Annotated in this window: 17 protein-coding genes; 9 read left to right on the forward strand and 8 right to left on the reverse strand. The window is 43.4% G+C overall.

From position 1 onward, the window contains the following. Positions 1-230 precede the first annotated feature (230 nt). Positions 231-1,346: a PAS domain-containing sensor histidine kinase gene (locus J7I42_RS24460; protein ID WP_209141510.1), complete on the forward strand. Its 1,116-nt coding sequence runs from the start codon at positions 231-233 to the stop codon at positions 1,344-1,346. Positions 1,347-1,372: 26 nt separating this feature from the next. Here the strand turns inward: J7I42_RS24460 and J7I42_RS24465 are convergent, their stop codons facing one another. The 3 genes from J7I42_RS24465 to J7I42_RS24475 form a co-directional block, all read right to left on the reverse strand. Then, positions 1,373-6,856 (reverse strand): AAA domain-containing protein, encoded by a 5,484-nt coding sequence (locus J7I42_RS24465; RefSeq protein WP_209141511.1) that lies wholly within the window; start codon positions 6,854-6,856, stop codon positions 1,373-1,375. A 39-nt stretch (positions 6,857-6,895) separates the two neighbouring features. Next, complete coding sequence (locus J7I42_RS24470) at positions 6,896-8,125, reverse strand: M48 family metalloprotease (protein ID WP_209141512.1); 1,230 nt, start codon at positions 8,123-8,125, stop codon at positions 6,896-6,898. A gap of 557 nt (positions 8,126-8,682) precedes the next feature. Further along, on the reverse strand, positions 8,683-9,069 hold the full coding sequence (locus J7I42_RS24475) for a response regulator (protein WP_209141513.1): 387 nt from the start codon (positions 9,067-9,069) through the stop codon (positions 8,683-8,685). Between the two features lie 407 nt (positions 9,070-9,476). Here J7I42_RS24475 and J7I42_RS24480 point away from each other — a divergent pair, with 407 nt between their 5' ends. The 3 genes from J7I42_RS24480 (at position 9,477) to J7I42_RS24490 (ending at position 12,865) form a co-directional block, all read left to right on the forward strand. Next, positions 9,477-9,770 (forward strand): hypothetical protein, encoded by a 294-nt coding sequence (locus tag J7I42_RS24480; RefSeq protein WP_209141514.1) that lies wholly within the window; start codon positions 9,477-9,479, stop codon positions 9,768-9,770. A gap of 133 nt (positions 9,771-9,903) precedes the next feature. Beyond that, positions 9,904-10,533: a response regulator gene (locus tag J7I42_RS24485; RefSeq protein ID WP_209141515.1), complete on the forward strand. Its 630-nt coding sequence runs from the start codon at positions 9,904-9,906 to the stop codon at positions 10,531-10,533. A 211-nt stretch (positions 10,534-10,744) separates the two neighbouring features. Further along, the gene (locus J7I42_RS24490) at positions 10,745-12,865 is read left to right on the forward strand and encodes a sensor histidine kinase (RefSeq protein ID WP_209141516.1); all 2,121 of its coding nucleotides are present in this window, start codon (positions 10,745-10,747) and stop codon (positions 12,863-12,865) included. Between the two features lie 57 nt (positions 12,866-12,922). Here J7I42_RS24490 and J7I42_RS24495 read toward each other — a convergent pair whose 3' ends face one another. After that, positions 12,923-13,711: a YARHG domain-containing protein gene (locus J7I42_RS24495; protein WP_209141517.1), complete on the reverse strand. Its 789-nt coding sequence runs from the start codon at positions 13,709-13,711 to the stop codon at positions 12,923-12,925. Positions 13,712-13,800: 89 nt separating this feature from the next. On the opposite strand from J7I42_RS24495, the gene J7I42_RS24500 reads away from it, so the two are divergent. Both J7I42_RS24500 and J7I42_RS24505 read left to right on the forward strand, forming a co-directional pair. After that, positions 13,801-14,442: a DUF2306 domain-containing protein gene (locus J7I42_RS24500; RefSeq protein ID WP_209141518.1), complete on the forward strand. Its 642-nt coding sequence runs from the start codon at positions 13,801-13,803 to the stop codon at positions 14,440-14,442. 19 nt (positions 14,443-14,461) lie between these two features. Continuing rightward, positions 14,462-15,211: a GNAT family N-acetyltransferase gene (locus tag J7I42_RS24505; RefSeq protein WP_209141519.1), complete on the forward strand. Its 750-nt coding sequence runs from the start codon at positions 14,462-14,464 to the stop codon at positions 15,209-15,211. On the opposite strand, the gene J7I42_RS24510 is transcribed toward J7I42_RS24505, so the two are convergent. Then, positions 15,208-15,645, reverse strand: a complete 438-nt coding sequence (locus J7I42_RS24510; protein ID WP_209141520.1) for an SRPBCC family protein — start codon at positions 15,643-15,645, stop codon at positions 15,208-15,210. The two genes, J7I42_RS24505 and J7I42_RS24510, sit on opposite strands and share 4 nt — an antisense overlap. A 249-nt stretch (positions 15,646-15,894) precedes the next feature. Here J7I42_RS24510 and J7I42_RS24515 point away from each other — a divergent pair, with 249 nt between their 5' ends. The 3 genes from J7I42_RS24515 (at position 15,895) to J7I42_RS24525 (ending at position 19,814) form a co-directional block, all read left to right on the forward strand. Then, positions 15,895-16,662, forward strand: a complete 768-nt coding sequence (locus tag J7I42_RS24515; RefSeq protein ID WP_209141521.1) for a helix-turn-helix domain-containing protein — start codon at positions 15,895-15,897, stop codon at positions 16,660-16,662. A 99-nt stretch (positions 16,663-16,761) separates the two neighbouring features. Next, positions 16,762-18,795: a T9SS type B sorting domain-containing protein gene (locus J7I42_RS24520; protein ID WP_209141522.1), complete on the forward strand. Its 2,034-nt coding sequence runs from the start codon at positions 16,762-16,764 to the stop codon at positions 18,793-18,795. Between the two features lie 269 nt (positions 18,796-19,064). Then, the gene (locus J7I42_RS24525; RefSeq protein WP_209141523.1) at positions 19,065-19,814 is read left to right on the forward strand and encodes a hypothetical protein; all 750 of its coding nucleotides are present in this window, start codon (positions 19,065-19,067) and stop codon (positions 19,812-19,814) included. Between the two features lie 370 nt (positions 19,815-20,184). Here the strand turns inward: J7I42_RS24525 and J7I42_RS24530 are convergent, their stop codons facing one another. From J7I42_RS24530 to J7I42_RS24540, 3 genes are all read right to left on the reverse strand, one after another. Beyond that, the gene (locus J7I42_RS24530) at positions 20,185-20,550 is read right to left on the reverse strand and encodes a hypothetical protein (protein ID WP_209141524.1); all 366 of its coding nucleotides are present in this window, start codon (positions 20,548-20,550) and stop codon (positions 20,185-20,187) included. Positions 20,551-20,865: 315 nt separating this feature from the next. Further along, positions 20,866-24,003: a CshA/CshB family fibrillar adhesin-related protein gene (locus J7I42_RS24535; RefSeq protein WP_209141525.1), complete on the reverse strand. Its 3,138-nt coding sequence runs from the start codon at positions 24,001-24,003 to the stop codon at positions 20,866-20,868. A 414-nt stretch (positions 24,004-24,417) separates the two neighbouring features. Beyond that, positions 24,418-25,449 (reverse strand): PorP/SprF family type IX secretion system membrane protein, encoded by a 1,032-nt coding sequence (locus J7I42_RS24540; protein ID WP_209141526.1) that lies wholly within the window; start codon positions 25,447-25,449, stop codon positions 24,418-24,420. Positions 25,450-25,556: the final 107 nt, after the last annotated feature.

Consider the following 25,556-nt stretch of genomic DNA (forward strand, 5'->3'; position numbering starts at 1 on the left):
CAATAGGTAATTAATACTCAATACCAATCCGCTAAGTGTTTTTATCTAACCAGTCGGCACCCTTTATCTGGCCGGCAATTATGAGCCAGTTGATCAAAAACAATTTCTATCAAAAGAAGTACTATCCGGCATTAAAATCATATTAATAAAGTGAATTCCTGCGTTAAACTTACATACATGTATACGCATACCTGGTCCTAATCATAAACCATTTAAATCCCTCAATCCCTATGCGCCAAACTAATCGCTTACAGGTGAAATTCTACTTAGCCGAAAAACCAAAGGCGGCTGTTCAATTCCGCCAGGTAAAACCACCAGCCAATAGCCGTACCATACACATTCAAAGAAATGCCTTGCTCGATCACATAAGTGATGCCGTGATCTTTACAGACATGGACCTGCGGATCAATTATGTAAACAAAATGACTGAACAGGTATTTGGCATCCGCTTAAAAGAAGTAACCGGTAGTCTGTTCCGGGAGGTTATCAATTACGAATACATCAACGATTCACCTGAACAGGCCTTACAAATATTACAACAAACCGGTAGCTGGCAGGGTAAAGTAGTTTTTACCAGAAAGGATAACAAGCAATTTTATCTGTTATCTACTATAACATTTGCGCGGAATGAAAATAAAAAACCGGTGGGACTGATCGCCACCCTAAAGGATATTACTACTGAAGAATTGACCAACGCAGCCGCTCGTAAAAACAAACTGGCCCAACAAAAGGCAATTAACCAGTTAATGATAAAGACCCAGGAAAATGAACGAAATGAACTGGGCAGGGAATTACATGATAATATCAACCAGATCCTGGCCGCGGTAAAACTGCAACTGGAGTACAGCCTCGAAAACTATACGGAAGAAAAAAGCACTATTGAAAGATGCAAAGGCAATATTGAGGAGGTTATCAAGGAGATCCGCAATTTATCGCACCGCCTGGTATTGCCACGGTTTGCCGAAACAACCTTATTGGCTGAATTGCAAAAAACGATCGATAACATTCTGCAGCAACAACCTGTTTACCTCGATCTGCATGGTTTAAACGAAGCACTTATCCCAGACAATATCAAGGAAACATTATACCGTATTATACAGGAACAGTTAACCAACATCATCAGGCATGCAAAGGCGAAAAAAGCGATCATTAAAATATACAATACCGCGGCCCGGGTATTCCTGTACATTGAAGACGATGGCATCGGTTTCAATCCCAATCAAAGCCGTAAAGGGGTTGGCATTACCAATATCCTGAACCGGGTTGAAACCTATAATGGAAAAGCTACGATCACCGCTGCCCCTGGTAAAGGTTGCAGGATAGACGTAGCTATTCCTTTAAAATGAAGAATAATAAATTTCTCTTGCACTCATCAAAGCCATGTTGCCTTATACCCCTTATTCGCCTTCTCTTTGATCAACTTATCCTTTTCCAGTTGTGCGGTGGTTTCCTTCGCAAATGTTTTTACATGCACTTGTCCCTTTGTTCCCACTCTTCCATAACGAACGATCAGCTTACAACCATCGAGGGCTGCTTCCCAGAAACGACTGTTCTCTCCCTCTGAATTTATAAGCCGGTGAAACGTCAAATGATCATAGGGCGTTGACGGCGCCGCTGGTTCTGCCGCAACAGGCATTATGGGCGTTTCTTCTGCAGGTGAAGGGATGGCATCTCCCCCGAGTTCTTCATGTGCATTCTCCACTTTCTCCTCCTCCTGCCCTGCCTCCTGGTGCAAACGTTTTATAATTTGCTCCAGCACTTTATCGGGCTGATTTAACCAGTCTTTCGCAAACACGTTAATGGTGCGCCAGTTAAAGGTTTGCAGAATAGCCGGCCGCTGATAGTATTGCTCCAGCAGGTTCTCATTCTTATAATGCCGGTCGTCGTCCAGTAATATGCTTAGACTGTAAGTAGTATCAGCAGGTTTTGCTTTTACAGCCAGGGAACATTTGAAATCAGACTGACCTACCTGCTCCGCCACTTCATATCCTTTCTTTTCCAGTTGTTCTTTGATCTGTTGAAGAATAATATCATCCGCTTTGATCTTCGATCTCTCTTTTTTATGCAACACCAGGCTGTCAAGGATCGTACGCGCCGAACGCATATCACCACAACTCACTAATTCTGAATACTGTAAAAATCGTTTAAAGTAATTGGCGCCTTCATTATACTCATTGGTGATGTGGTGGTGCCGGATACTGCTCACAACCGCCATATGCTTTTTAGCCCGGCTGAAGATCACATTCAATCTCTTTTCTCCGCCCTTTTTATTTATAGGCCCGAAATTCATGATCATCTTTTTGCGGGAATCAAAACCATAACATACGCTCATGATGATGATGTCGCGCTCATCGCCCTGCACATTCTCCAGGTTCTTTACAAATAAACCGGTGAACTGGTCTTCCTCCGTACGGCTCCAGGCATCTTCCAGCGCCTGTTCAAAGGCTTTATCTTTTGATGCCAGGTTTGTCAATGCATTTTCAATAGCCTCCTGTTGCTCCTGGCTAAAGGCCACTATGCCAATGCTTTCCTGTACTTTCTTTTGCAACAGGGTTTTCACCATATAGGCTATATAATCCGCCTCATCTGTATTGATGCGTTTTTCATAAACACTATTTGGCAAAAAGTGGAAACTGATACTGCGGTCAAATAAGGCATCAACATGTTTGGTCGCTTCCAGGGGTTTGGTTATCTCAATCGACTTCTTTTCTGTGTGATGAATGGTCTTATCAGGAATAGTAAGGAGATTGGCCTCATAAAAGGCATGATTACTAAAACTGATCAACGTTTCAAACCTGCTTCTGTAGTGCCAGCCAAGCATTACGTTGTTCAATTTACGGGCTCCCTGTATCAGCAGACTGTCGGCATCATTACTCAACAATTCATCATCGTCATTATCAGTGAACACTTCCAGGTCATCAGGATCTTCGGTACGTACAGCAAAGAAATTGGTAGGCGGCATTTGTTTGTCATCCCCTACTATGATCGTTTGTTTGGCCCGATACAAAGCAGGGATCCCCTCTTCGAGCGTGATCTGACTGGCCTCATCAAAGATCACCACATCAAAGAAATCAATGTCAACCGGTAAGCTATCACTTACGCTTAACGGGCTCATTAACCATACTGATTTAAGATCCTTTAACACCAGCCCGCTTTCTTTAGCTGAAAGCTCCCTGATACTTTTGAAGCGAATACTTTTGTTGAATTCGTTTTCCAGTATTTTACGTCCCTCGGTATAATTCTTTTTAAACTCACGTTGCTCCGGCGTCAGCTGGCTGCTGGCGATATTGCTCAGTTCAACATTTTGCAAAAAGCGTTGCCGTACAGCTGCCCGGATATAATCGGCATTTACTTTCAGCAGTTGTTTGTAGCAATGCTGTATTTGCCGTACCGCCTTTTCAATAGCGTGCATATCGGTATTGGCAAACACTTTATTCTGATGATATATATGCGACAGGGTTTTATTGGCCATACCAGCTTCTGCCTGCAAGGGAGTAACCGGGATCTTCCGCAGCACTTCTTTTACCGAATCGGGCAATTCTGAATACTCGCGCAGGGCAGGTAACAGGTCCTGAAGGCTTTCGGCATTCATACTGATGCTTTCCAGCTCGTCGTATATATCGCTTACTGGTTTGGTGTCATACTCATTTAAGCATTGTTGTAACTGCGTTTGCAATTTTTGCATGCTGTTATTGAGCTTGCTTAATTTAGTTACCAGCTTATTGGCCTCTGCGTGATGCAATAAATATTCAATACCCTTATCGTCCTTTCTGGCCCTTATGCGCTCAATACTCAAATGGGTCAGGTCAACATTGTCGACCTTATACTGCTGTTGAAGAAAATGTCTTTCCATGGCCACCATATTGGCCGCATCGTATTCTTCTTTCAGTTGCTGCAAAACAGTGGCATAACCCGGGTGCACCGCATGCTGGCTGAAATCGTAACATTCATCGATCTTGCTCTTCAGCCGGTTCCATTTGCTGTTCAGGAATTTGAAAAACGACTCCTCGTATTTGGCGGCCAGTGGAATGGCGGCCAGCATATCCTGCTCGTCCAGTCTTTGTTTCCAGTTCCTGTTCCGCTCTTTTATCTGTTCATAATGTTGCTGTTGCTGTTTGTACAAATGAACGCCTTTATCAAATTTCCGGGCCTGTTCATTGCCTTCATCTACCAATGCCAGGCTGTCGGTCTCAGCCAGCGGGTTCAACACAATAGCTACCTGCACTAAATTCTTGATCTGCTCCAGGCGGTTGGTATGTTCGGGTGGAATATTGTTATCCTTTACTACTGAAGTAATATCCGTGAGCAAATTACGGGAATGCAACAACAGGTTCTCCAGCACAGTTTGCGGATTCTCATTGCTGAAGATCTTCTCATTTATCTTACTGAAAGGATGTTCGGCAAAGGTGGGTTCTGCGCCTGTTTCTTCCAGCGCATTGCTCAATTGTTGAATAACGTTGCCAAACTCCAGCCATTCTTTATAATGCGGTAAAGCATCTGCCTCTTTGGCTGAACGCGTTATCAGGTGCTCCTTTAACTCCACCACCCTTTCCAGTAATTTTCTAAATTCAATCCCGGCTTGCTCGGGTACGGCGGTATGAGTAGCATGAAACTGTTTCAACAGTTCCAGTTGTTCATTGGTTTGTTTTAATAAGGCCGCACGGCTTAACTGGATCCTTTCCAGGTCCATTTTATTTTTGGTAAAGTCTTCGTAGGTTTCTTTCAGGTTGCGAATGAATTCTTTCTTATCACCCAGACTGTCATGGATATAACAACACAATTCATCTAATCCCTGTTGTTTAAGTCGATGGTAAACCACATCCAGCGCGGCCCGCTTTTCGCACACAAACAAAATGCTAAGGCCGCGGGCGGCAAAGTCGGCGATCAGGTTGGTGATCGTTTGGCTTTTACCGGTTCCGGGCGGGCCCTGAATAATGTAGCTTTCCTTTTCCCTGCTTTTCAGGATCGCCTTCGTTTGGGTAGGATCGGCTGTAATTACATGGTACCAGTCATCTGTACTATTCCAGTTTTGAGCAATATCGCTGGTGGGTTTGGGTTTGCTGCTGAACAACTGTTCAAATACCTCATTGGGCACCTGGTTATCGATCACAAAATTGTAATCGCGCACCAAACTCATTTTTTTATAGTTGAAGTTACCCAGCACTATATTACACATATCAAAATCCCAGCTGTAGGGGTTGCCTTCACTTTCTGACAATTCAAATGATGGGCGACGTTTGTCGGCCATGCTTTCGGTTAACTGGGAAGGCACAATACGGGCTTCTTCATGGCCTAATGATTCCAGGAAACCCTCCTTTGGTTCCACTCGTTGTCTGAATATTTCAAGCCCCAGCGGCTTATATTGTTCCTGCTGATAGCTGTAGCCAACATCTTTATAACTGTTCAATTGTTTACCCGAACGTTGTAACCGTTTTTTAAAATTGGTCACGGTTTGTTTGGCTACATTATGTACCAGCCTGATGCGGGGTTTTTGAATTAAATTCAGCACGATACCCTGGTTGGCAGCATCTATTTGACCTTTCAGCAATTGATAGAATTGTTCAGGTGTCATTTCATCCAGGTCAACATAATCAGGCAGTTCAATACCATATAGCTCTTTCAGGTAACTGGCCAGCACCGGGTTTACTTCCGCCACATTATCGGTGATCTTTAAAACATAATGATCTTCCTTTAATTTCTTGTTCTTCTTTAACTCGGCTGGCACCAATAGCAATGGACTTTGTATCCGTTCTTCTGCATCTTCTTTCAGATTGTGCCAGTTCAAATACACAATTACCAGTTTCAACTGACTGAACCCATACTCCTGGATGTCGCGCTGCGCTTCAATACGTATTTTATCAAGGGAGGACGGTAAATACAGGTGGTCTTCAAACCGCAGGTATTTATTCAGTACAATTTCTTTCATGCCGGTAATCCGGTCGGCAATGTCTTTATTCCAGGTAAACAATAATTCGGGACGTATGCTTTGATAATGCAGTACCATCGGCACACTGCTTACAGTTAAGTTTACAAACCGCATATTCGGTTTATAATACAAAAGCCTGTTACGCCTGCTGGTATCGAATAAACGATTGCGGAGTTTGTTTAAGATAAGCTGGTTCCGGTTGGTAAGCGATTTATTGATCCAGCCGGCAATATTGCTCAGGTCGGTCTGTTTTTCCGGATCATAATCCCGGTAATGTTGTAACCTGTTTACAATATCGTACAGGTCCTGCACCCGTTTTTGGCGGCTTAACTCCGTCATTTCAGCAATGAGGGCGCTGATAGTGGGATGTATACGATGATTGAACAGAATGGGATTACTGCGGTATTTTGCAAACAGCGCCAGGTCTTTTTCTTCATACAGATCCAGCCCCAGGGCCATGCTGCCCAGGATGCAGCCCAAACAAAAAATATCGGTCAGCTCATCATGATGGCCCAGATTCATCTCAAAACAACGGTAGCCGGGCACAAAAGCCGGGAATGAGAGTGTTTCGTTGCCATTCAAATGGACCTGTACATGCTCCACAGAAACGGCGCTGTCGTCAAGCTCTATTTCGGGTTTTGTTTGACCACCTGGTTCAAAATGGCGCGATTTATTTCGTTCAAACAAGGCTATCACTTTCCCTATTGCATTCATAGGTTTGTGGGCAGCCCGTTCATCTATATCCATGCGGTTTTCAGTAATAAACAGTGCATGTTCATTTTCAAATGGCGCCACCAGACCGGCTTCATGAAAGCCGATCACCTCTTTACACAGGGGCAGTACGAATGCTATTACATCGTCTGTTGCATAATCGCCATTATTAAATGCTGTTTTCAGAAATTGTCTGAATGATTGAACCTGTATTGACATAATCAATAAATTGAGATCTGTATGGAAAATGGGAGTTGATTAAACCGAAGCGTCGCTTTCCAGTACTACCTGTTCCTTCTCACCTTCTTTTAATTTATACCAGGCAGCCATGGTATTTTGGATATGTTGTTGCAGCTTTTTATCGCTCAGTTGTAATTCTTTTTTAACAATAGCGTCAAAAACGTCTTTCAATTGTATGGATTCAGCAAACTGAAATGCCCAGCCAAAAGGAATTTGTTCCAGGGAGCCATCAACCAGGGCAAAATCAAGCATAATATAACCCAGATAATCCTTTATACTGGAATGTGAGCTGCTTATTGTGTGGGCAAATTGCTCATCCAGCACAATTGTATCATCATAGGAAAAATCGGGGAAATATTGTTTGGCCAGATTGGTAACAAGGGTACTGTGGAACCAGTTTGGTTTTAATAATAATTGTATGAACTTCCTGGTGAACTGTAATAATTCCTTCTGTTTAAACACATCCAGTTGGTCAAGGTCGGTACTGCCTTCTATCATTTTTATTATTTCCTCTTCTGCCGCTTCCTTTTTTTCATGCCAAAGCTGAATGGCACGCGCCCTGATAAAATTTTCGGGATGCGAAACGGTGGCCGCTTTTACGCCACTGTCAGAGGAAAATATTTCGGCTGCCTGCTTCGCATAGCTTTCTGCACTTATCTTATCCAACCCTGTTGCTATTTTCACCAATGAAGTGATCACCGGCGCGGTCTCTCCTGTTACGGTATAAGCGCCGCGGTCGCAAAAGATCTCGGTGTATAGCCGGTATAAACGGGCGGTCTCATAATAAGCAGGCTCACTGTGATAGTTACCAGCAATGGCCATAATAATGCGTTCAGCAATTTCCAGCTCACCCTGCAGCGTACTGTATAATTTTACATGGGTCAATTCATGCGCCAGTATGGCCAGCAGTTCGTTCTCATCTAATAATTGCGTTATACGGCCGCTGAAAACAATATGCGCTTCATTGTTCAGGAAAACAATGCTGGCATTCATTTCATCGGTGTATTGGGCCTGGTAAACTGTAACGGGTAACTGCTCCAACCCCAAACTTGCTTTGGCCTTTTCAACTTTTTCATAGATGCCCGCGTCTGCCTTTACATCAAATTTGTAAGTATTCTTTAACAATTCAGTTTTGTATTGGGCCAGTTGCTCTTCTCTTGTTTTTACCGCAGCAAAAAAATTCCAGGTCCCCGTTTGTTGAGCAAAGTGGTCACGAACTTTCAAGTGATATGGAAGCGCTTGTAACATATATTGATATATATAGTATAAAAGAATAAATATTTTGGGGCGATATACAGCCTTACCGGCACAGGATATTAGAAAGGAATGAGAGGCGAACTCGTAATAATTTCAAATACTATGCCCTTTTTACCGTAACGCAGGGCCGTAGTATTTATTTGGCTCTCAATTGGAATTATGACCATTTTGTGGAATTTCTAACATTATTGAAAGAATAAAACCGGCTCTTCCCCGATAGATTCTTTCATTTCATCTATTAGTTAGATTCAATCAATAGGTATCAATTATCTTCAAACAAGTAAAGAAAGTAGCAATTATGCGCACGGGGGTGCTGCGATTTATACCATGGTTTTGCAACAATGCCATATGTAGCCTCCCGAACGCCGCTACTTCAAACAATAAAATGTAAGTGAACCCGCTACCAAATCAAACAGGGATAAACGTAATAGAAGGTTTATTTTTGTGTAAGTTTAAAACAGCAAGCGCTATTAGTAGAAGAAATTTTCCACGCCTGCTTTCTCCAGCCCCAAAAATTATTTATTAGTGAAGATCTTACCGGTTTGCTTTTAAATGCCAGCCAGCTGTTGCATTTGCTGCAATACTTTCTGCAATTCTACAATGGAGCCGGTTTTTGAGACAAACGCATGTGCGCCTGCGTGCAGGGCCCGCAATCCTTCGCTGCTATTGCTGGTTATGGAAAATGCAATGATCTTGATACCTGGCCATTGTTCCTTAAGCGCGGCAATGGTTTCATATCCATTCATTACAGGCATGTTAAGGTCCGTTATGCAAATGTCAGGAGCATTGGTTGGGGTCAATTGCCTCAGCAGGTCTTTGCCATTAATGGCTGTAAGTACCACCTCATATCCCCACATAGAGAGTATTTCCTGTATCCCGTTTCTGATAACCGGTGAATCATCTACTAGTGCTACTTTTACTCCTAAACTGTTCATAATTACATTAATTAGATTGGTTAGTTGCTCGTTGGCGTACATATGCTGATATAGGCGCCAGGATTAACAGGGTTTATCAATGCAATCGAAGGAAGAAGTTCCTTATTCAATCAATGGTAGGATCGTTGTTTATAAAGCAAATGTATACACCTTTACAGGCTGGCAAAAATATACAACAGGCATAAACCACCAAACCAATACAATCACTTCCCCAAAATAAATGTTTTCATTTACTCACAGTCATTAATGTCAAATCAACACTTGTAAGTTATCAAGGAACCAGGGCTAGTTACCCACAATCGGGTTGCTAAATATGGTTAATTAAAAATTATGAGCTAATCTTGTGCTGAATCGTTTTCTATGAAAAAGTAATTGTGTGAACAGCTTGTTTATGCACCCCATAATCAATGGAAAACGATACACCCAACCAAACAATTAATCAGCTGCCGGTCCAGCATATCAGTAAAGCTGCCGTATGTACCCATCCCGGGTTTACCATAACTGCCTGTAACCCGGCGACTTCGGCCCTTTTCCTTTACAATCAACAGGATATACCAGGGCTTTCCATCTCTTTCCGGGTTTCCACTTACTCAAAAAACAGTCAACCGCTTTGGGGATCGCTGACAAATATTGCCTGGCATGCTACTGCTAAAACAGCTTTTAGCAAACTGCAAAACGAGGCGGAGCCTGCAAGCGGATGATGCTTACCTATCAAAAACGGATCAATAAAGCAACCAATAACCCGTTTTTGATGTACAGTATTAAATCCTGATTAAATTAATAAATAAAATTCCCTGCTTACACAGGACACTCTGATCGATAAATAACCGAACCATGAAAGTACTGGTGGCCGATGATCATGCGATAGTTCGCAAAGGGTTAAAACAGATCTTGTTAGACGAATACCCATTTGGTGAAATTGAAGAATGCGCGAATGCGGAAGAGTTAATACAAAAAGCCAGTAATGGCCAATGGGATTTAATAATCAGTGATATTTCCATGCCCGGACGAAGCGGCTTGGAGGCCTTGCATCAGATCAGGCTCTCTCACCCCCGCCTGCCAGTGCTTATTTTAAGCATGCACCCCGAAGAGCAATATGCCATCCGTGCATTAAAAGCAGGCGCCTCAGGCTATTGCAGTAAAGACCTGGCCCACGAAGAACTGGTGAATGCCGTACGAAGAGTATTGACCGGTAAAAAATATATTACCCCTTCACTTGCCGAAACCCTGGCTACTCAACTGGAAGAAGAAAACCAGCTGGAGCCTTTTAAACGGCTTTCCGACCGGGAATTTGATGTTTTCAAATTACTGGCTGCCGGTAAATCGGTTTCTGAAATTGCCGACAACCTTTCCTTAAGCACTACTACTATCAGTACGTACAGGGCGCGGATCCTGGGGAAAATGAACTTTAAAACAAATGCCGATCTTACCCGCTATGCACTGGAGAAAAAGCTTATAAATTAGTCAATCGTTTGTACACTTGTAGACCTTATACTACAGAACAAACATAAAAACATCTATTTATTAAAACTTGTGAGATATGTTATTTTTGATACAAGGCTTTGTCTATGCCCGAAGAACACAAATTGAGCTTGATCAGAAATGAAGTGCAAAAATCAAAAATAACAGAATAATTGTCCATTAAATATCACGTGAGATTAAACCCGTAGCTCGTATGACTGGAGAAGATAAAGTAACGATTGCCGATACCTATGAAGACTATTATTTCGCCATTATTAATGCCTATGGCGTTATTCAATATGCCAACGACCGCCTCATAAAATGCCTGCATATTGAAAAAGACATTCCTGCAACCAATCAATTTTATAATTTTCTTTCACCTGTTGGTGCAGAGCTTTTAAAGGATGCTTTAAAGAAAGCAGGTTTTGCTTCGAACCCCTCCTATTTAAAAATGAATCTTTTAAATAGTATGGTCCATAAAGCCAACTGGCGTATTGCCCGGTTAAGAGCTGCCATTAACCAGCCCGAGCTTTTTATTTGCGTAGGACAGAATACAGAGGTAGAACAACCAAGTCAAACAACACCCGGCATACTGGTACTCGATCGTAACGGGTATGCAGTAGACGCCAATGAGCGAGCCGCTGCTTTATTGAACACCCAATCCGAAAGCCTGCTGAGTAATGTACCCCTGGCAGACTTCTGCAGTTCCTTTAAAATATTTACTGATCCCATCTCTTTTGAAGACGCCCCGTTGATGAAAACTTTGCTGGCGGGCAAACCTTATGAGCAGGTAATTGAAATACGTGCTGATAGCCCCGACAGTAAATGGTTACAATTTGCTTTCTATCCGCTCTTTGATAACACCAGTTCCATCCCCGTTTCATTTATTGCCCTTATAAATGAATTGCCCTGGCATAAAGAGCCGCACAAGTGCGACAAGGAACTGTTTCAGAAAGAATTTCAAAACCTCACCTCCGCCATGACCTGGTTGATAGATGACCAGGAGCGGCTTATTTTCGCCAACCCATCCTTCCTTCGTTTTCTCGGACTGAATGAAAATGCCCTGAATAAAAAAGCGATAGACGTAATCCCGTCCTACTTTTCATCCATTTTTGAAAAGGTACATCGCACTGTGCTGGCTACTGGTATTGCTCACAAAAAGATCCATAAGTATCCGCTGGCAGATGGCACTACCTGCCATTTCCTGGTGAATATTTTTCCGGTGCCACACCAAACAAACAAACGACTGCTGGGTGGGGAAGCCATGGATATAACTTTCGGGTACAATGAGCACGAAGAAATTGCCCGGGCCAATGAACGGTTGATCCGTTTAACCCAGGTAACCACAGATGCCATTTGGGAATGGGACCTGAAAACAAACCAGGTATTTCGCAGTAAGCCATTGATCGAATTGCTGGGCTCCCCTGAAAAAGAAACCATTGCCAACAACTGGTGGTATAACCGCATTCATCCTGACGACAACGAAAGGGTTGAATTAAATGTAGCTACCCTGTTGCATAATAAAGTATCCAGCTGGCAATGGGAATACAGGCTCAAATTCCGCGATGGCGCTTACAGAACTGTCCGCGACCGTGGTATTGTAGTATTTGAAAAAGAAAAACCGGTCAAGCTCATTGGCTCCCTGCTTGATCTTACTGAAATAAAAGAGCTGGAAAATCTTTTATTGCAGGAAAAGATCAAACACCAGAAGGAAATAGCCAAAAGCATCATCGATACGCAGGAAAAAGAACGCACCCGCATTGGACAGGAACTGCACGATAACATCAATCAGTTATTATTGGTGGCCAAACTGTACATGGGTCTTTTAAAACCCAGTGAAGCCGGCAATAAGGAAATAGCCAAAAAAGTGGTAGAATCACTTGACATGGCCATTGCCGATATACAAACCATTTCAAGGGAAATGGTACTCCCCAAGCTCAAAGAAAAAACCCTGGCCGATAGTATCAGTGAGCTGGTTAAAGATGTAAGAAAGACCTGTAAGTTCAAGATAAAATTCCAATGCCATAAACAATGGACCGATGATATTTCGGAGGGAAAAAAGATCGCGCTGTACCGGATAGTTCAGGAGCAATTAAAAAATACCATCCAGTACAGCAAGGCAACCAGCGTAACCATACAGCTAATAAGTACCGGTACTTCAATAGAACTTATTATTCAGGACGATGGCGTTGGGTTTTGTCCGTTGAAAAAAACAAAAGGCATTGGATTGAGCAATATTTACGACAGGACCTTATTGTATAATGGAACGGTTGATCTGCAATCGTCACCTGGTTGTGGCTGCCGGTTAAAAATCACTATCCCAATTGTTAAATAGCCTTATAAAAAAAGCGAGCTATTTAAGTAGCTCGCTTTTTTATACCTGATAATTTTTTTACCTACCATAATCATCGTAGGACTCTTCCGCATATTTTTCAAAGTTCTTGATCAATTTCTCATTCTTCACCTCAATGGCAGAAAGCTTCTTGCGTACATCTGTCGATATGGGCATATACCAGTTTTCCGAATCAAACTGCTCCCGCATTTCCCGCAATTTAAAGGAATAACCATGGCGGGCGTACATTTCATTGCGCATATACCGAAGCTCATCTTTATACATATTCTCTACATCTTCAGTTGTCAGCAATCGCGTAGAACTGTTAAGATATCTGCCATGTGTGGTGTCGTATTTGAAATTCCTTCTTTCCAGGATATAATGGCGCGTTCCCAATGCCTTGTTAAAAGGGGTCCATTTGCCGCTGATCATCCGGTCGCTACTTGAAATAGCCAATTCAAACACCCCGTCGTATTTATTATCACCAGGCTCCTGCAAACTGGCTTTTATCATGCCATCAGCTTCTTCGTAGCTGCCGCTAAAAGGTCGTTCATTCCCGGCACAAACACTATAACCACTCACATTACCGTCTGCGAGTTTAGCTATAAACAGCGTTATTTTATTGGGTTTGGCAGTATAGGAGTTGCCGGTTTTCTTGTCTACAACAGTTTCGTCCTGGTCAGGCTTGAAATAGCCTACCCAACTGCCTTTGATGGAGGAAAGAGGTAGAGAAAGCACCTGTACGGCACCCGATCCGGTTTTGACGGATTTGTCGGCCGGCTTTTCTTTACAGGCAGCAAAGCTGCCGGCTAGTGCCAGGGCAGCGAAAACAAGGTTTTTAAGGGTCATGCTTTTTATTTGGGATACCAAAATAAACATTTTCCCGGCTTAATGAAAACAGGTTGCCAGGCAAACCACTATTTATTACTTTTATTGCCATGCGTGTGTACGGTAGTTACCTGTTATTATTGCTGCTGGCGTTTTTTTCGGCCCTGATGCTCGGGATCACCCTGCAATACTTACCTATTCGCCTGGATGTTGCCTTTTTACAAATAAAACAGGATTACATCGACATCATTCCCTGGCGGATCGCATTTTTTGTGCATGTATTTACTTCTATGTTCGTATTGATAGCCGGGTTCACACAATTTTCAACTTACCTGCTGACGCATTACAAAAAACTACACCGGATTATAGGTAAATTATATGTAATCGATATTGTATTCGTAACAGGCCCCGCCTCATTTATTATGGCCTTACTGGCCAATGGAGGTATTCCTTCCCGTATTGCCTTCACCACACTGGCTATATTATGGATAGCCACTACTGCCAAAGCCTGGCGATCGGCTATGGCCCGTGAATTTACCGCTCACCAGGAATGGATGATGCGCAGCTATGCATTAACGCTGTCGGCAATAACCTTGCGGGCCTGGAAGTGGTTACTCATTGCCCTGTTCCATTTACGGCCGCTGAATACCTATATGATCGTGGCCTGGATGGGTTTTGTACCCAATTTACTCTTCATTGAATGGCTGATCAGGAAGAAAAGAAATAAAAAAACAGAAACAGCAGTTGCCTGAAAATAGTTAACTTTTGGCCATGCGTCTACAGATCGTTAAAACACAGTCGGCAGACATAAAAGATTTTCGCCAGATATTCCTGCAGGAAAATAACTTTCAGTTCGTATACGATAAATGTCATTACTATGGCTGGGCCGATGTGTACGTATTTATAGCCAATGAAGCACGCATTGGTTATGGGGCTGTATGGGGCACCGATAAACGGGAAGAGCGGGATACTATTTTTGAATTTTACATCCTACCACCTTATAGAAAATATGTAAGTGCTATTTTTCATGATTTTATTTCTACCTCTGGTACAAAAAAGATCGAATGCCAAAGTAATGATCTTTTGTTAACAGGCATGCTATATGAATTTGCCAAGAACATTTATGCCGAAGCCATCTTGTTTGAAGATCACGTGCAAACGAGTTTTCAGCTGCCCGGCGTATATTTTGGCAGAAACCAGAAAGAGCAAAACAACGAGACCGATGCAGGCGGGTACTACCTTGTACAACACAGCGAAGTAGTGGCTAATGGCGGGTTTATGTTGAATTACAATTTTCCGTATGCAGATATTTATATGGATGTAAAAGAAAACTGCCGGCAGCGTGGGCTCGGCAGTTTGCTCGTACAGGAACTTAAAAAAGAGATCTATCGTATGGGCAGGGTCCCCGCCGCCCGTTGTAATATCAGTAATAATGCCTCCAAGGCCACTTTAATAAAAGCAGGCATGATACCCTGCGGGTTCATCCTCAGAGGCGATATTAAAAATGGAGGCGCTATTTAAACGCTTACTTTTTCTACAAAATTTTTCAAATTGGTACCAATAATAGCGGTCCATCCCTGCATAAAATTCTCTCTTGCAAAATCCGCATTGCTGGCTGCCAGTGTCTCCAGACCTTCATGGGTTAATTTCACCCTGGTTTTATCTCCTTCTGCAAACAATTCAAACGTCACAAAAGAATTGCCTTCATAACCGTCATATCGCCAGCTATACTGTAATTTCTCACCTGGCACCACTTCCGTTACCCGGCATTTATGTAAGTAGGAAGGTCCTCCTTTTGGACCGCCTTCAAACTGAAACTCAAAACCAATTTCAGCCTTGAAGGCTGCCAGTTTAAAATACCATTGGCGCAGCTGGTCTAAATTGGTGATCGCATTCCATACTGTGTCGGCCGGCGCGTTGTATGTGCGCTCAACGATCAATGGTTCATTTTTCATGCTGTAATTTTTTTTGATTTGCCTTTACAACAAGTTGTAAAGCCATACTATTTATTTTGGTAAACTTCAATTTGATTGCCAGTACCGCGCGCTGTACTGGCTGATGGCACACACCGGTTATGTAACCATCCGGTTGCAAATATATACGTAACCCTCCGGTTACACAAAACTATTTTTAAACCTTTTTAACCGTTCATAAGTTGTACGCAAAGTGGTGTTATTAGTAGATTTGTAACGAATCCGAAGCATATGGCACAATTTTTTCCGTCTCCTGCTTTGCAACCATATATTAAAAATTTTCTGATCATTGACTGTGAGCAGGAAATGATAAATCGGATCTTACCCGATACTTCCATTGTAATTGCATTCAGGCTTCGTGGCACCGTATCCTATACCGATAATGGAGCGAAACATACCCTTCCACAATCGGTTATTTCAGGCATCCGCGAATCGAGCCGGCTTGTTGACTATGCAAAAGATACCACCAATCTGTTGGTGATCTTTAAAGAAGGCGGTGCGGCTGCATTTTTTAAGGAGCCCATGCACGAACTGGGCAGCATCAGCGTGTCGCTCGAACATCTTCTTCAACGATCGAAGGTAAACGCCATTGAAGAGGAACTGGCGGCCGCCAATAACAACAACCAACGCATACTCATTGTTGAGCGGTTTCTGTTATCTGAATTAAAAAAGACACCCGCAGACACACTGATAAGCGAAGCCATACATAAGATAAGATTAACAAAGGGTGATATTAAAATAAAGGAACTGCTGGCCGGATTACCCATTAGCCGCGATCCTTTTGAAAAAAGGTTCAGAAAGATAACGGGGACCTCACCCAAACATTTTGCTGCAATTATTCGATTGAAAAACCTGATTGAAAATTATACCGATGCTATCAGTTTTACCGAAGCGGCCTATTCGGCAGGTTATTACGATCAGGCGCACTTCATAAAAGATTTCAGGTCTTTTACGGGGCAAACACCGCATGACTTCTTCAAGGCCCCACCGCTGTGGTAAAGCAATAGCACGCACGCCCACATTATTAACCAGATAGCGTTCAATATTTCATTATGTTGCAACGTTGCCCAGTTTTTTTGGGTCTATATACATATGCTTATGAGACTTATAGGGCTGTTTGCTGTTTTGTTATTGTGGAATAGCCTTTGCAGGGCGCAGGACTGCACTACCCTTGGCCAAACCCCCTCTACGGCCTTTCCGGTTTGCGGTCTTACTACTTTAGAACAAGATATAGTACCTCCTTGCAGGACACATGACATTAAAGTCCCGGGTTGTGATGACCTTGCTCCCTATGGCGATAAAAATCCCTTCTGGTATCGTTTCAACTGTTATAAAACCGGCACGTTAGGTCTATTGATCACGCCAAACGACTTAGTCGACGATTATGACTGGATGTTATTCGATATTACCGGTCGCAATGCCGATGAAGTGTTTACCAATCCCTCATTAGTTGTTACCGGTAACTGGTCCGGCAGTGCTGGTTTGACCGGCGCTTCCAATTCGGGGGTGAATTATATTCAATGTTCTTCTGACCCTGCTAATTATAAAAACACATTCAGTACTATGCCTACCATTCAGGAAGGGCATACCTATCTGTTACTGATCAGCCATTTTACTGATGAATCACAAAGCGGGTACAAATTATCCTTTGGAGGTGGAAGCGGCTCCATCACCGATCCGCTGAAACCTAATGTAAAAGGAGCCTGGGCCAGTTGCGGTGGGGTTTCGGTAACGCTTATCATGAACAAAAAAATGAAATGCAGCAGCCTGGCCGCCGACGGCAGCGATTTCAGATTAACACCAAGACGCGCCCAAATTGTATCTGCCACCGCTGTTGGTTGCAGCAACAGTTTCGATTTCGATACCGTGGTGCTTACCCTGAACAAAGCATTGACCGCCACACCCACCAACGACTATAGGATCACCATTCAAACCGGAAGTGATGGCAATACCCTGCTTGATAACTGTGACCAAATGATCACTGACGGAAATCATATAAACTTTATTGTTGACCCTGGTCAGCCAACGCCAATGGGTAGTATTAATTCCGTTGCCTGTGCACCAGATAAAGTAGAACTTGTTTTTCGCCGGCCCATTAAATGCAATTCCATTGCCGTTGATGGCAGTGATTTTACTTTAGTCGGTTCCACCCCCGTTACAATAACGGGTGCCACGGGCGGTAAATGCGTAAACGGCGTCTCTACTTCCGTCTTCGTAAATTTATCGGCCCCCATAACATCAGCAGGTAATTACCGGATAACCCTGAAAACCGGTACCGATGGGAACACCGTTATTGATGATTGTGATCAGGAAACGCCCCCTGGCGGATATGATGACTTTTCAACCGCTGACACCGTAAACGCCGATTTTACCTACCAAACACACCTGGGTTGCGTGACCGATGTCGTTAATTTCTTTCACGATGGCGCCAATAGCGTAAACAAATGGAACTGGAATTTTAATAACCAGGGCAAAAGCACCGAACAAAACCCAACTTATAGCTGGACCGTGTTTGGTCCCAAAGAAATACAACTGATTGTATCGAATGGGGTATGCACCGACACGTCACAATCCACTGTATTACTCGACAATTTTCTGGAGGCAGACTTTGGTTTGCAGGAGGTATTATGCCCGGAAGACAAGGCCATCTTTACCGACAGCAGCGTAGGTAAGATCATCTCATGGAATTGGGATTTCGGGAACGGCAATACCAGTTTGTTACAAAATCCGCTGCCGGAAGCCTATCCCCTGGTTAACAGCGGTAGATCAAGGCTCTTTCCCGTCAGACTTATTGTTGAGAACGATTTGCATTGTACGGATACAGCTGTAAAGCAGATGAAAGTCGTATACAGCTGTTTGATCACCGTTCCCAATGGGTTTACCCCAAATGGCGATGGCCATAACGACTATTTGTATCCACTCAATGCCTGGAAGGCCATTAACATGGAGTTTATTATTTATAACCGGTATGGACAGATAGTTTTCCGCAGCAATAACTGGACAAACAAATGGGATGGCCGCCTCAATGGGCAACTGCAACCATCCGGGGTGTTTGTATGGTTGCTGAGATATACTTTGATAGATACCGGTGAAAAGGTATTTAAACGCGGGACCACCGTATTGATCAGGTAATAATCTATATTTAGGTAGATATCATTTTATTGTGCAAACATTGTAAAAAAATTATTCACGCAATTCCCTAATATAGAAAGTCAATACCATGGCTGTTCTTACCCTGAAAAATACCGCCCGTTTGCTAATTCCCTTGCACTGATGGCATAAAGTTATTACCTTCCCGCGCAAAATTTACGCTAAAGGTGCAATTACCTGGCCATAATATGCGTTATGGTATTAGTCCAGTAATGGGCTCAGCGCCAGGAACTATCGTACAAACCACAAACATGACTAGACTTAGATTCCTATTCCTAATTCCTATTGCTTTATCACTATCCGTACAAGCCCAAAAAACTGACTCCCTGGTTGGTAAATGGAAATATGTTGACGTTTATAATAAACACAGATACGATACTGCCACTTTAAGAATAGCTAATGAGTATTTCGGGAACATGACCTTCTACTTCAAAGCCAATAATCATTACAAGGCTTTTGTGATGAATAACATCGATGAAGGTATCTGGAGCCTGAACGAAGCTACGAGCAAGATCAGAATAACTTCTTACAAAGGGAATTCAAACGAATCACAGATCGTAGGCCTGGAATCAGACAAACTGATCCTTACGCTTGGAGAAGGTTCTTTCATAATGGCCAGAACAAACATTACACCCTCTGACAACATTGAATCGCCGCTTCCTAATATTAAGACTGTTAAAGCCAACAAAAACCAGATCAGTAAAAAATGGTATTTGACACGTCGGGAAGTACCGGGCAGAACGGAAGCCCAGTTAAAAATGGCGAGCACATTAATAAAAGGCGCCTATGCTTATTTTAAAAGCAACGGTGTATATGAAGCCCAATCGTTAAAAGTTACAGAGAGCGGTAAATGGGCATTTGGTCCCGATAATAAATCCATCATTGTAACCATCGAAAACCAACAACGGATCTGGAATATCAAATCCATTACCGCAACCGAGTTGGTACTGATCAGTGGATATACCGAAGAACTTTGGAAGTTCTCAACCAAGTTATTATAAGTACTTAACAATACGGCATCTTATTAGAAAACCTCCTGGCATGTCAGGAGGTTTTTTTATGGTATTAGTGACTTGATGGGCAATGGACAATAGGCAATGGGCAATGGGCAATGGGCAATGGGCAATGGGCAATGGGCAATGGGCAATGGGCAATGGGCAATGGGCAATGGGCAATGGGGCTCGCGACTAAATTCATCACTCCCTTTATGCAACAGTCTCAATAACTCAATAACCCACTAATTTAATAACCCACTAACTTAATAACCCACTAACTTAATAACCCACTAACTTAAGAACGCAATAACTAAAGAACTCAAAAACTAAATAACTAATAAACTGGTCTCTTGTATTCCCTGGTCAACTGATCAACCTACCTTATCTCCACCTCCACCCCGTCATTCCAGTGTTTATATTCCGGTGTATAGTACAAATAGGTATTGCTGGCCTTTCCTTTATAGGAACCCGCTATTTCCGCCTTAAGGTCCAGTTTAATGGTCTTTGTTTCATTTGGCGCAAACCCCATCCAGTACAACACCAGGTAATTATCAAATATTTCATAATACGCTACCTGGTTCTTTTCACTTATCTCTTTCAATTGCCAGGGCTGGACCGATAAGCCCGCGGGGATACCGATCTTAGCTATTGCCATAGGTTGTAACAACGGGGAGATAACAGGCGTTACTTCCTGCCCACAGGCAAACACAGGCAGCAGCAATAACATAAGCAGTTGTTTCACGTACAGTTATTTGTATAAATAGATGCATTCGTTAACGGAATTACATACGCTTAAGAAAATATTATTTTTGGAGACGGCAGACGGCAGACGGCAGACGGCAGACGGCAGACGGCAGACGGCAGACGGCAGACGGCAATAGCGCTTCGCGCCTACTGAAAGCCTCCAATAACTCAATAACTAAAAAACTCAATAACTAAAAAACTCAAAAACTAAATAACTAATAAACTGGTTTCTTGTATTCCCTGGTTAACTGATCAACTCGTCAACGTATCAACGTGTAAACGTGTCAACGTGTAAACGTGTCAACTAACCAACTCACCTAATCAGCATCACCATGCCCGACCGGTTCACTGATCCGCAGCGGGTAACCGCTTTTATAGTATAGACATAACCGCCTGCAGGTTGTAACTCCCCATTAAAAGTACCATCCCAGCATTGCATAGGATCGGTAGTGGAGAACATTTTTTGTCCATACCTGTTAAATACCTGGAATTGCAATTGAGTTACCTGCTTCCAGGATTTCAGTCCAAAGCAATCATTGCGGCCATCATTATTGGGTGTAAAGGCCGATGGGACCGGATACGTGCCTATAGCTTTGGTGAAATCAGCCATCACGGTAATAGAATCCCGAACCGAACAACCCTTATCGTTTGTTATCGTTACAAGATAGGTGGTAGTTTGCGTGGGGGTCACTACCGGGCTGAAAGAAAAAGTATTCGTAATACCCGGGGCTGCATCCCATTTATACCTGATGCCCCCGGTTGCACGCAATACTGCCTGCTCGGTAGAACAGTCGATATCATTTGATTTTGCCATTGACGTGATGGGAAGACTATTCACTACAACGGGAATACTACGCGTATCGGAATTGTTACAGGTATTTTCTTTTATGATCACCCGGTACGTTTGAGAAGTGGCCGGCTGCAAGGTGATAGAAGCAGTGTTTCCCACTAAGGTATTTCCAGCATCCAGCCAGGAATAGTCATCACCGCCAGAGGCAGTTAACTGTAACAAATCATTTTCACATATAATAGCATTCACCGGGTTTACAACAAAATTGGGTGGCGGATGCAGGGTAACCTTTACTGAATCTTCACCAATACATCCATTGCCCCCTGTTACTTTTACCGCATACGTGGTAGCGGCAGCTGGTTGCGCTATAGGAGTGGGTATGGCACTATTATTAAGACCGGTCAGCGGCGACCAGGCATATGAAACAACAGTACCTGTTGCACTGGCAGCTAACTGAACAGCAGTTCCGATGCAGATAGTAGTATCATTGTTGATACTAATGACCGGCTTTTGCTTATCAGCATTCACGGTTACACCCACCCTTGCCGAACAACCCAGGCTGTTATTTACTTTTACATAATAAGTAGTGGTTTGCAAGGGGGTAACAGTTGGGTCAGATGAATTAAGGTCACTTATTTCTGGCAATGCATCCCATGCATAACTGCTTCCGCCACTTACATGCAGGGTAGCCGTCGGAATATGGCAATCCACATCACCAGATTTTGAAATGATTGGTACCGGGATTGCATGTACAGTCACCGGAACACTCCGTGTAGCAGCGTTGTTACAGGTATTTTCTTTTATGATCACCCGGTATGTTTGAGAAGTGGCCGGTTGCAACGTAATAGAAGCGGTGTTTCCCACTGTAACATTTCCAGCATCCAGCCAGGTATAGTCATCTCCCCCAGATGCAGTTAACTGCAATAGATCATTTTCACAGATTACAGCATTTACCGGATTTACAACAAAATTGGGGGGCGGATGCAGGGTAACCTTTACAGAATCTTCACTAACACAGCCATTGCCTCCAGTTACTTTTACCACATACGTGGTAGCAACTGCCGGTTGTGCTATTGGAGTGGGTATGGCACTGTTATTAAGACCGGTTATCGGTGACCAGGCATAGGAAACTACAGTACCTGTAGCACTGGCAGCTAACTGAACCGCCGTTCCAATACAAATAGTTGTATCGTTATTGAGCGTGATAACCGGTGATGGTTTCATTGTCAGGGTCACCAGATCTCTTGCTAAACAACCTCCTTGCTGGTTGCTGCCTGTAACCGTATAGGTTATATTCCTGGTGGGGGTAGCCACCGGGCTGGCAATGGTGGCATCATCAAGAAAGGCAGGCACATCCCAGCTAAAGCTGGTCACATTAACACCTGTTGTAGTTAAAGAAATTGGCTCACCAGGACAAATAGTCGCATCATTGATGGTTTGTATGCTTATGTTACAAAGTGCCGCGGCCGGAATTATATGATCTTCCACTTCGCCATCTTTAGCATACCCGGTTGCACTTTGCGTGGCAGCCAGATCTGATGAAAGCCGTAAACGCACCGCATAATCGGCCACAGTCCCTGCTGCCAGCCAGGTTGGTAATCCCGACCACGTTAAAGTGGCACCGGTTGAGTTATTAGGTACAGTCACTGTAACCGATTCGCCGTTATCAAAAATACCATTCCGGTTATGATCGAACCAGCCGGTAAGGTAGGCATCACTCCCTGTTGTGTTAGCAAGGGTCACCCCTAAACTATAGGTACCATTATTATAATAGATCGGAATGGTTGTTAACGCATCTTCATCAACACCGGAAGCATTATCATCCAGCGTTTGTACCCCATCAGCATCTCCGGATACAGACCCAAGTTTTAAAAGCTGCGATTTGGGAGCGGAAGGCAGAGGCGGCAGATAGTTACATCCATTCAAAATGCTATAGGTCAATCCATGGTAAACATACCCGTAAGAGGCCGGCAGATCGCCCCGGTCAACAGGCGCCATAATGCCAAAAGCAACCGCCATCCCCCCAGTGACCTGGTGGTCCATCTTAGTGTTTATAGTAATATCTCCAGTGGTGGTAGCGCTTGCCATAACAGGATTTTGTCCCGATACTGCAGCATTACCATAAGTTTGGCTAAGTATTACCTTATTTGTATTACAACCACTCACCGGATTACTTGTCTGTGAGGAATTCCGGTAAAAATCAACTATTTGCCAGGGTTCCCTATTACTTGAAAACGTAGTGTATTCATCCGGACTACTTGCCTCCGCATCAACGGCGATGAGCGTAAAAGGAACAGGTACCCCGTTCCGGGTGACCTGTACGTCTAATTTAAATTCAAGGCTAGAACCAGCATTAAGCGATTGTGATATGGCCGGTTGTATAGCAGGATTGGTAAAATTATAGAGAACATGCAATATTGCTCCAGACCAGGTGTTCATGACACTGGCAGTTGGAACTTTTGTAGGCTGGCTGTAGGTATATGTAATTGTCAATCCGTCAGGCGTGGTGACCGTTCTTGAAGCAGTGCCGGAAAGGTTCATCCCTGCCCAATCGAACCACCAGATATCATTCCTGAGTGCACCGGTTCCGGTATTAGCGTATTGGCTGTATGAATAAAAATGAATAGACAGGAGGAATAAAAGGGCTAATTGCTTTTTCACAAATAAGGGCTTGGTCTTTAGGGTTATGTGGGCCAAAATAATAAAAATTATCCCAACTTCTAAATCCAATAGGGGAAATGGGCCCTCCTACGCTCTTTGACCGCCATAGACGACGGCAGACGGCAGACGGCAGACGGCAGACGGCAGACGGCAGACGGCAGACGGCAGACGGCAGACGGCAGACGGCAGACGGCAGACGGCAGACGGCAATAGCGCTTCGCGCCTACTGAAAGCCTCTAATAAACCCAATAACTAAAAAACTCAAGAACTAAATAACTAAATAACTAATAAACTGGTTGCTTGTATTTCCTGGTCAACTGATCAACCAGTCAACGTGTTAACGTGTCAACGTGTTAACGTGTTAACGTGTTAACGTGTTAACGTGTTAACGTGTCAACGTGTCAACGTATCCCCTCACCATATTTTAATCGGACACTCCACCTTCTCCAGACTCTCGGCTAACCGCTGCCACAGCCCAATATAAGATAACGATAATTCAAACCCGCCCCTGAACTGGGAGGCGGTAGTAAGTTTGCTGATATTAACATCATAACTAAATCCGATGCCAACCTGGTGTGTGTACAATTTTAGAATAGGTATAAATGCATCTTTCCAGCGAAGCGCACCACCTACGGCAACCGACAAGGTCCCCTCCTCGCCCGTTTCGTCAAAACTATGGGTATACAATCCGCCACCCTGGATCAACCGGTTCCCCCCTTGCATAAAGTAGTCGGCATAAAATACGACCTTATCCATTTTATTCACCCAGGCCGACAGACCGGCATTCACCCCCCATTTTCTATTTAACCGCACGTCATAGTCCTCGGTAAATGCAATGGCAGGTGCAGTAAGATGAAACAATCCAGCCCCTGCGTAAATATTGATGTTATCAGTAAGGCTTGTTTTATAACTAACACCCACTGATGCGTCCCAATAAGTAAAACCCGTTTTACTGAATTGCTGGCGGGTAGCATTGGATATACTGTAGGCGCCGTTTACGTATTGATCATCGAACCTCAATTTGGAAACATCAAAATGTTCACTCACCGGGCCACCCATAAAAGCCAGGGAGATAAAAGTAGTTTTATCCTCGTTCAACAATTTGTGATAATTTATAACCGGAAACACCTGGGTGCGTTGCAGTTTTGAATCACCCGCCACATCATTGGTAACCTGTATGCCAGTGGTGATAAAATCGCCGGTATTAAAACCACGCAGCATTTTACATTCACCGCTTACCGCCATGGTCCTGTAAGGCACGGTTACACTTTGCCATTGGTTGCGATAAGCGCCCGTGAACCGGAAGTTACCAGAGAAAATACCGGCCAGCGCCGGATTGCGCAACAAAGGAAATTCATAGAACTGGGAGAAATGAATGTCCTGTCCCTGCGCGAATGCAGTAAAGAAAATGCAGCAAGTAAAAAGTAGGAGTAAAGGTCTATACATATAAGATAGTTCTTATTCTATGTTCTATGTTTTAAATTGAGTATTCGGTTTATTAAGATCCTTGGTTATTAGGTTATTTGGTTGTTAGGTTATTGAGACTGTTGCAT

Source organism: Niastella soli (assembly GCF_017742245.1).
GTDB classification, from domain to species: domain Bacteria; phylum Bacteroidota; class Bacteroidia; order Chitinophagales; family Chitinophagaceae; genus Niastella; species Niastella soli.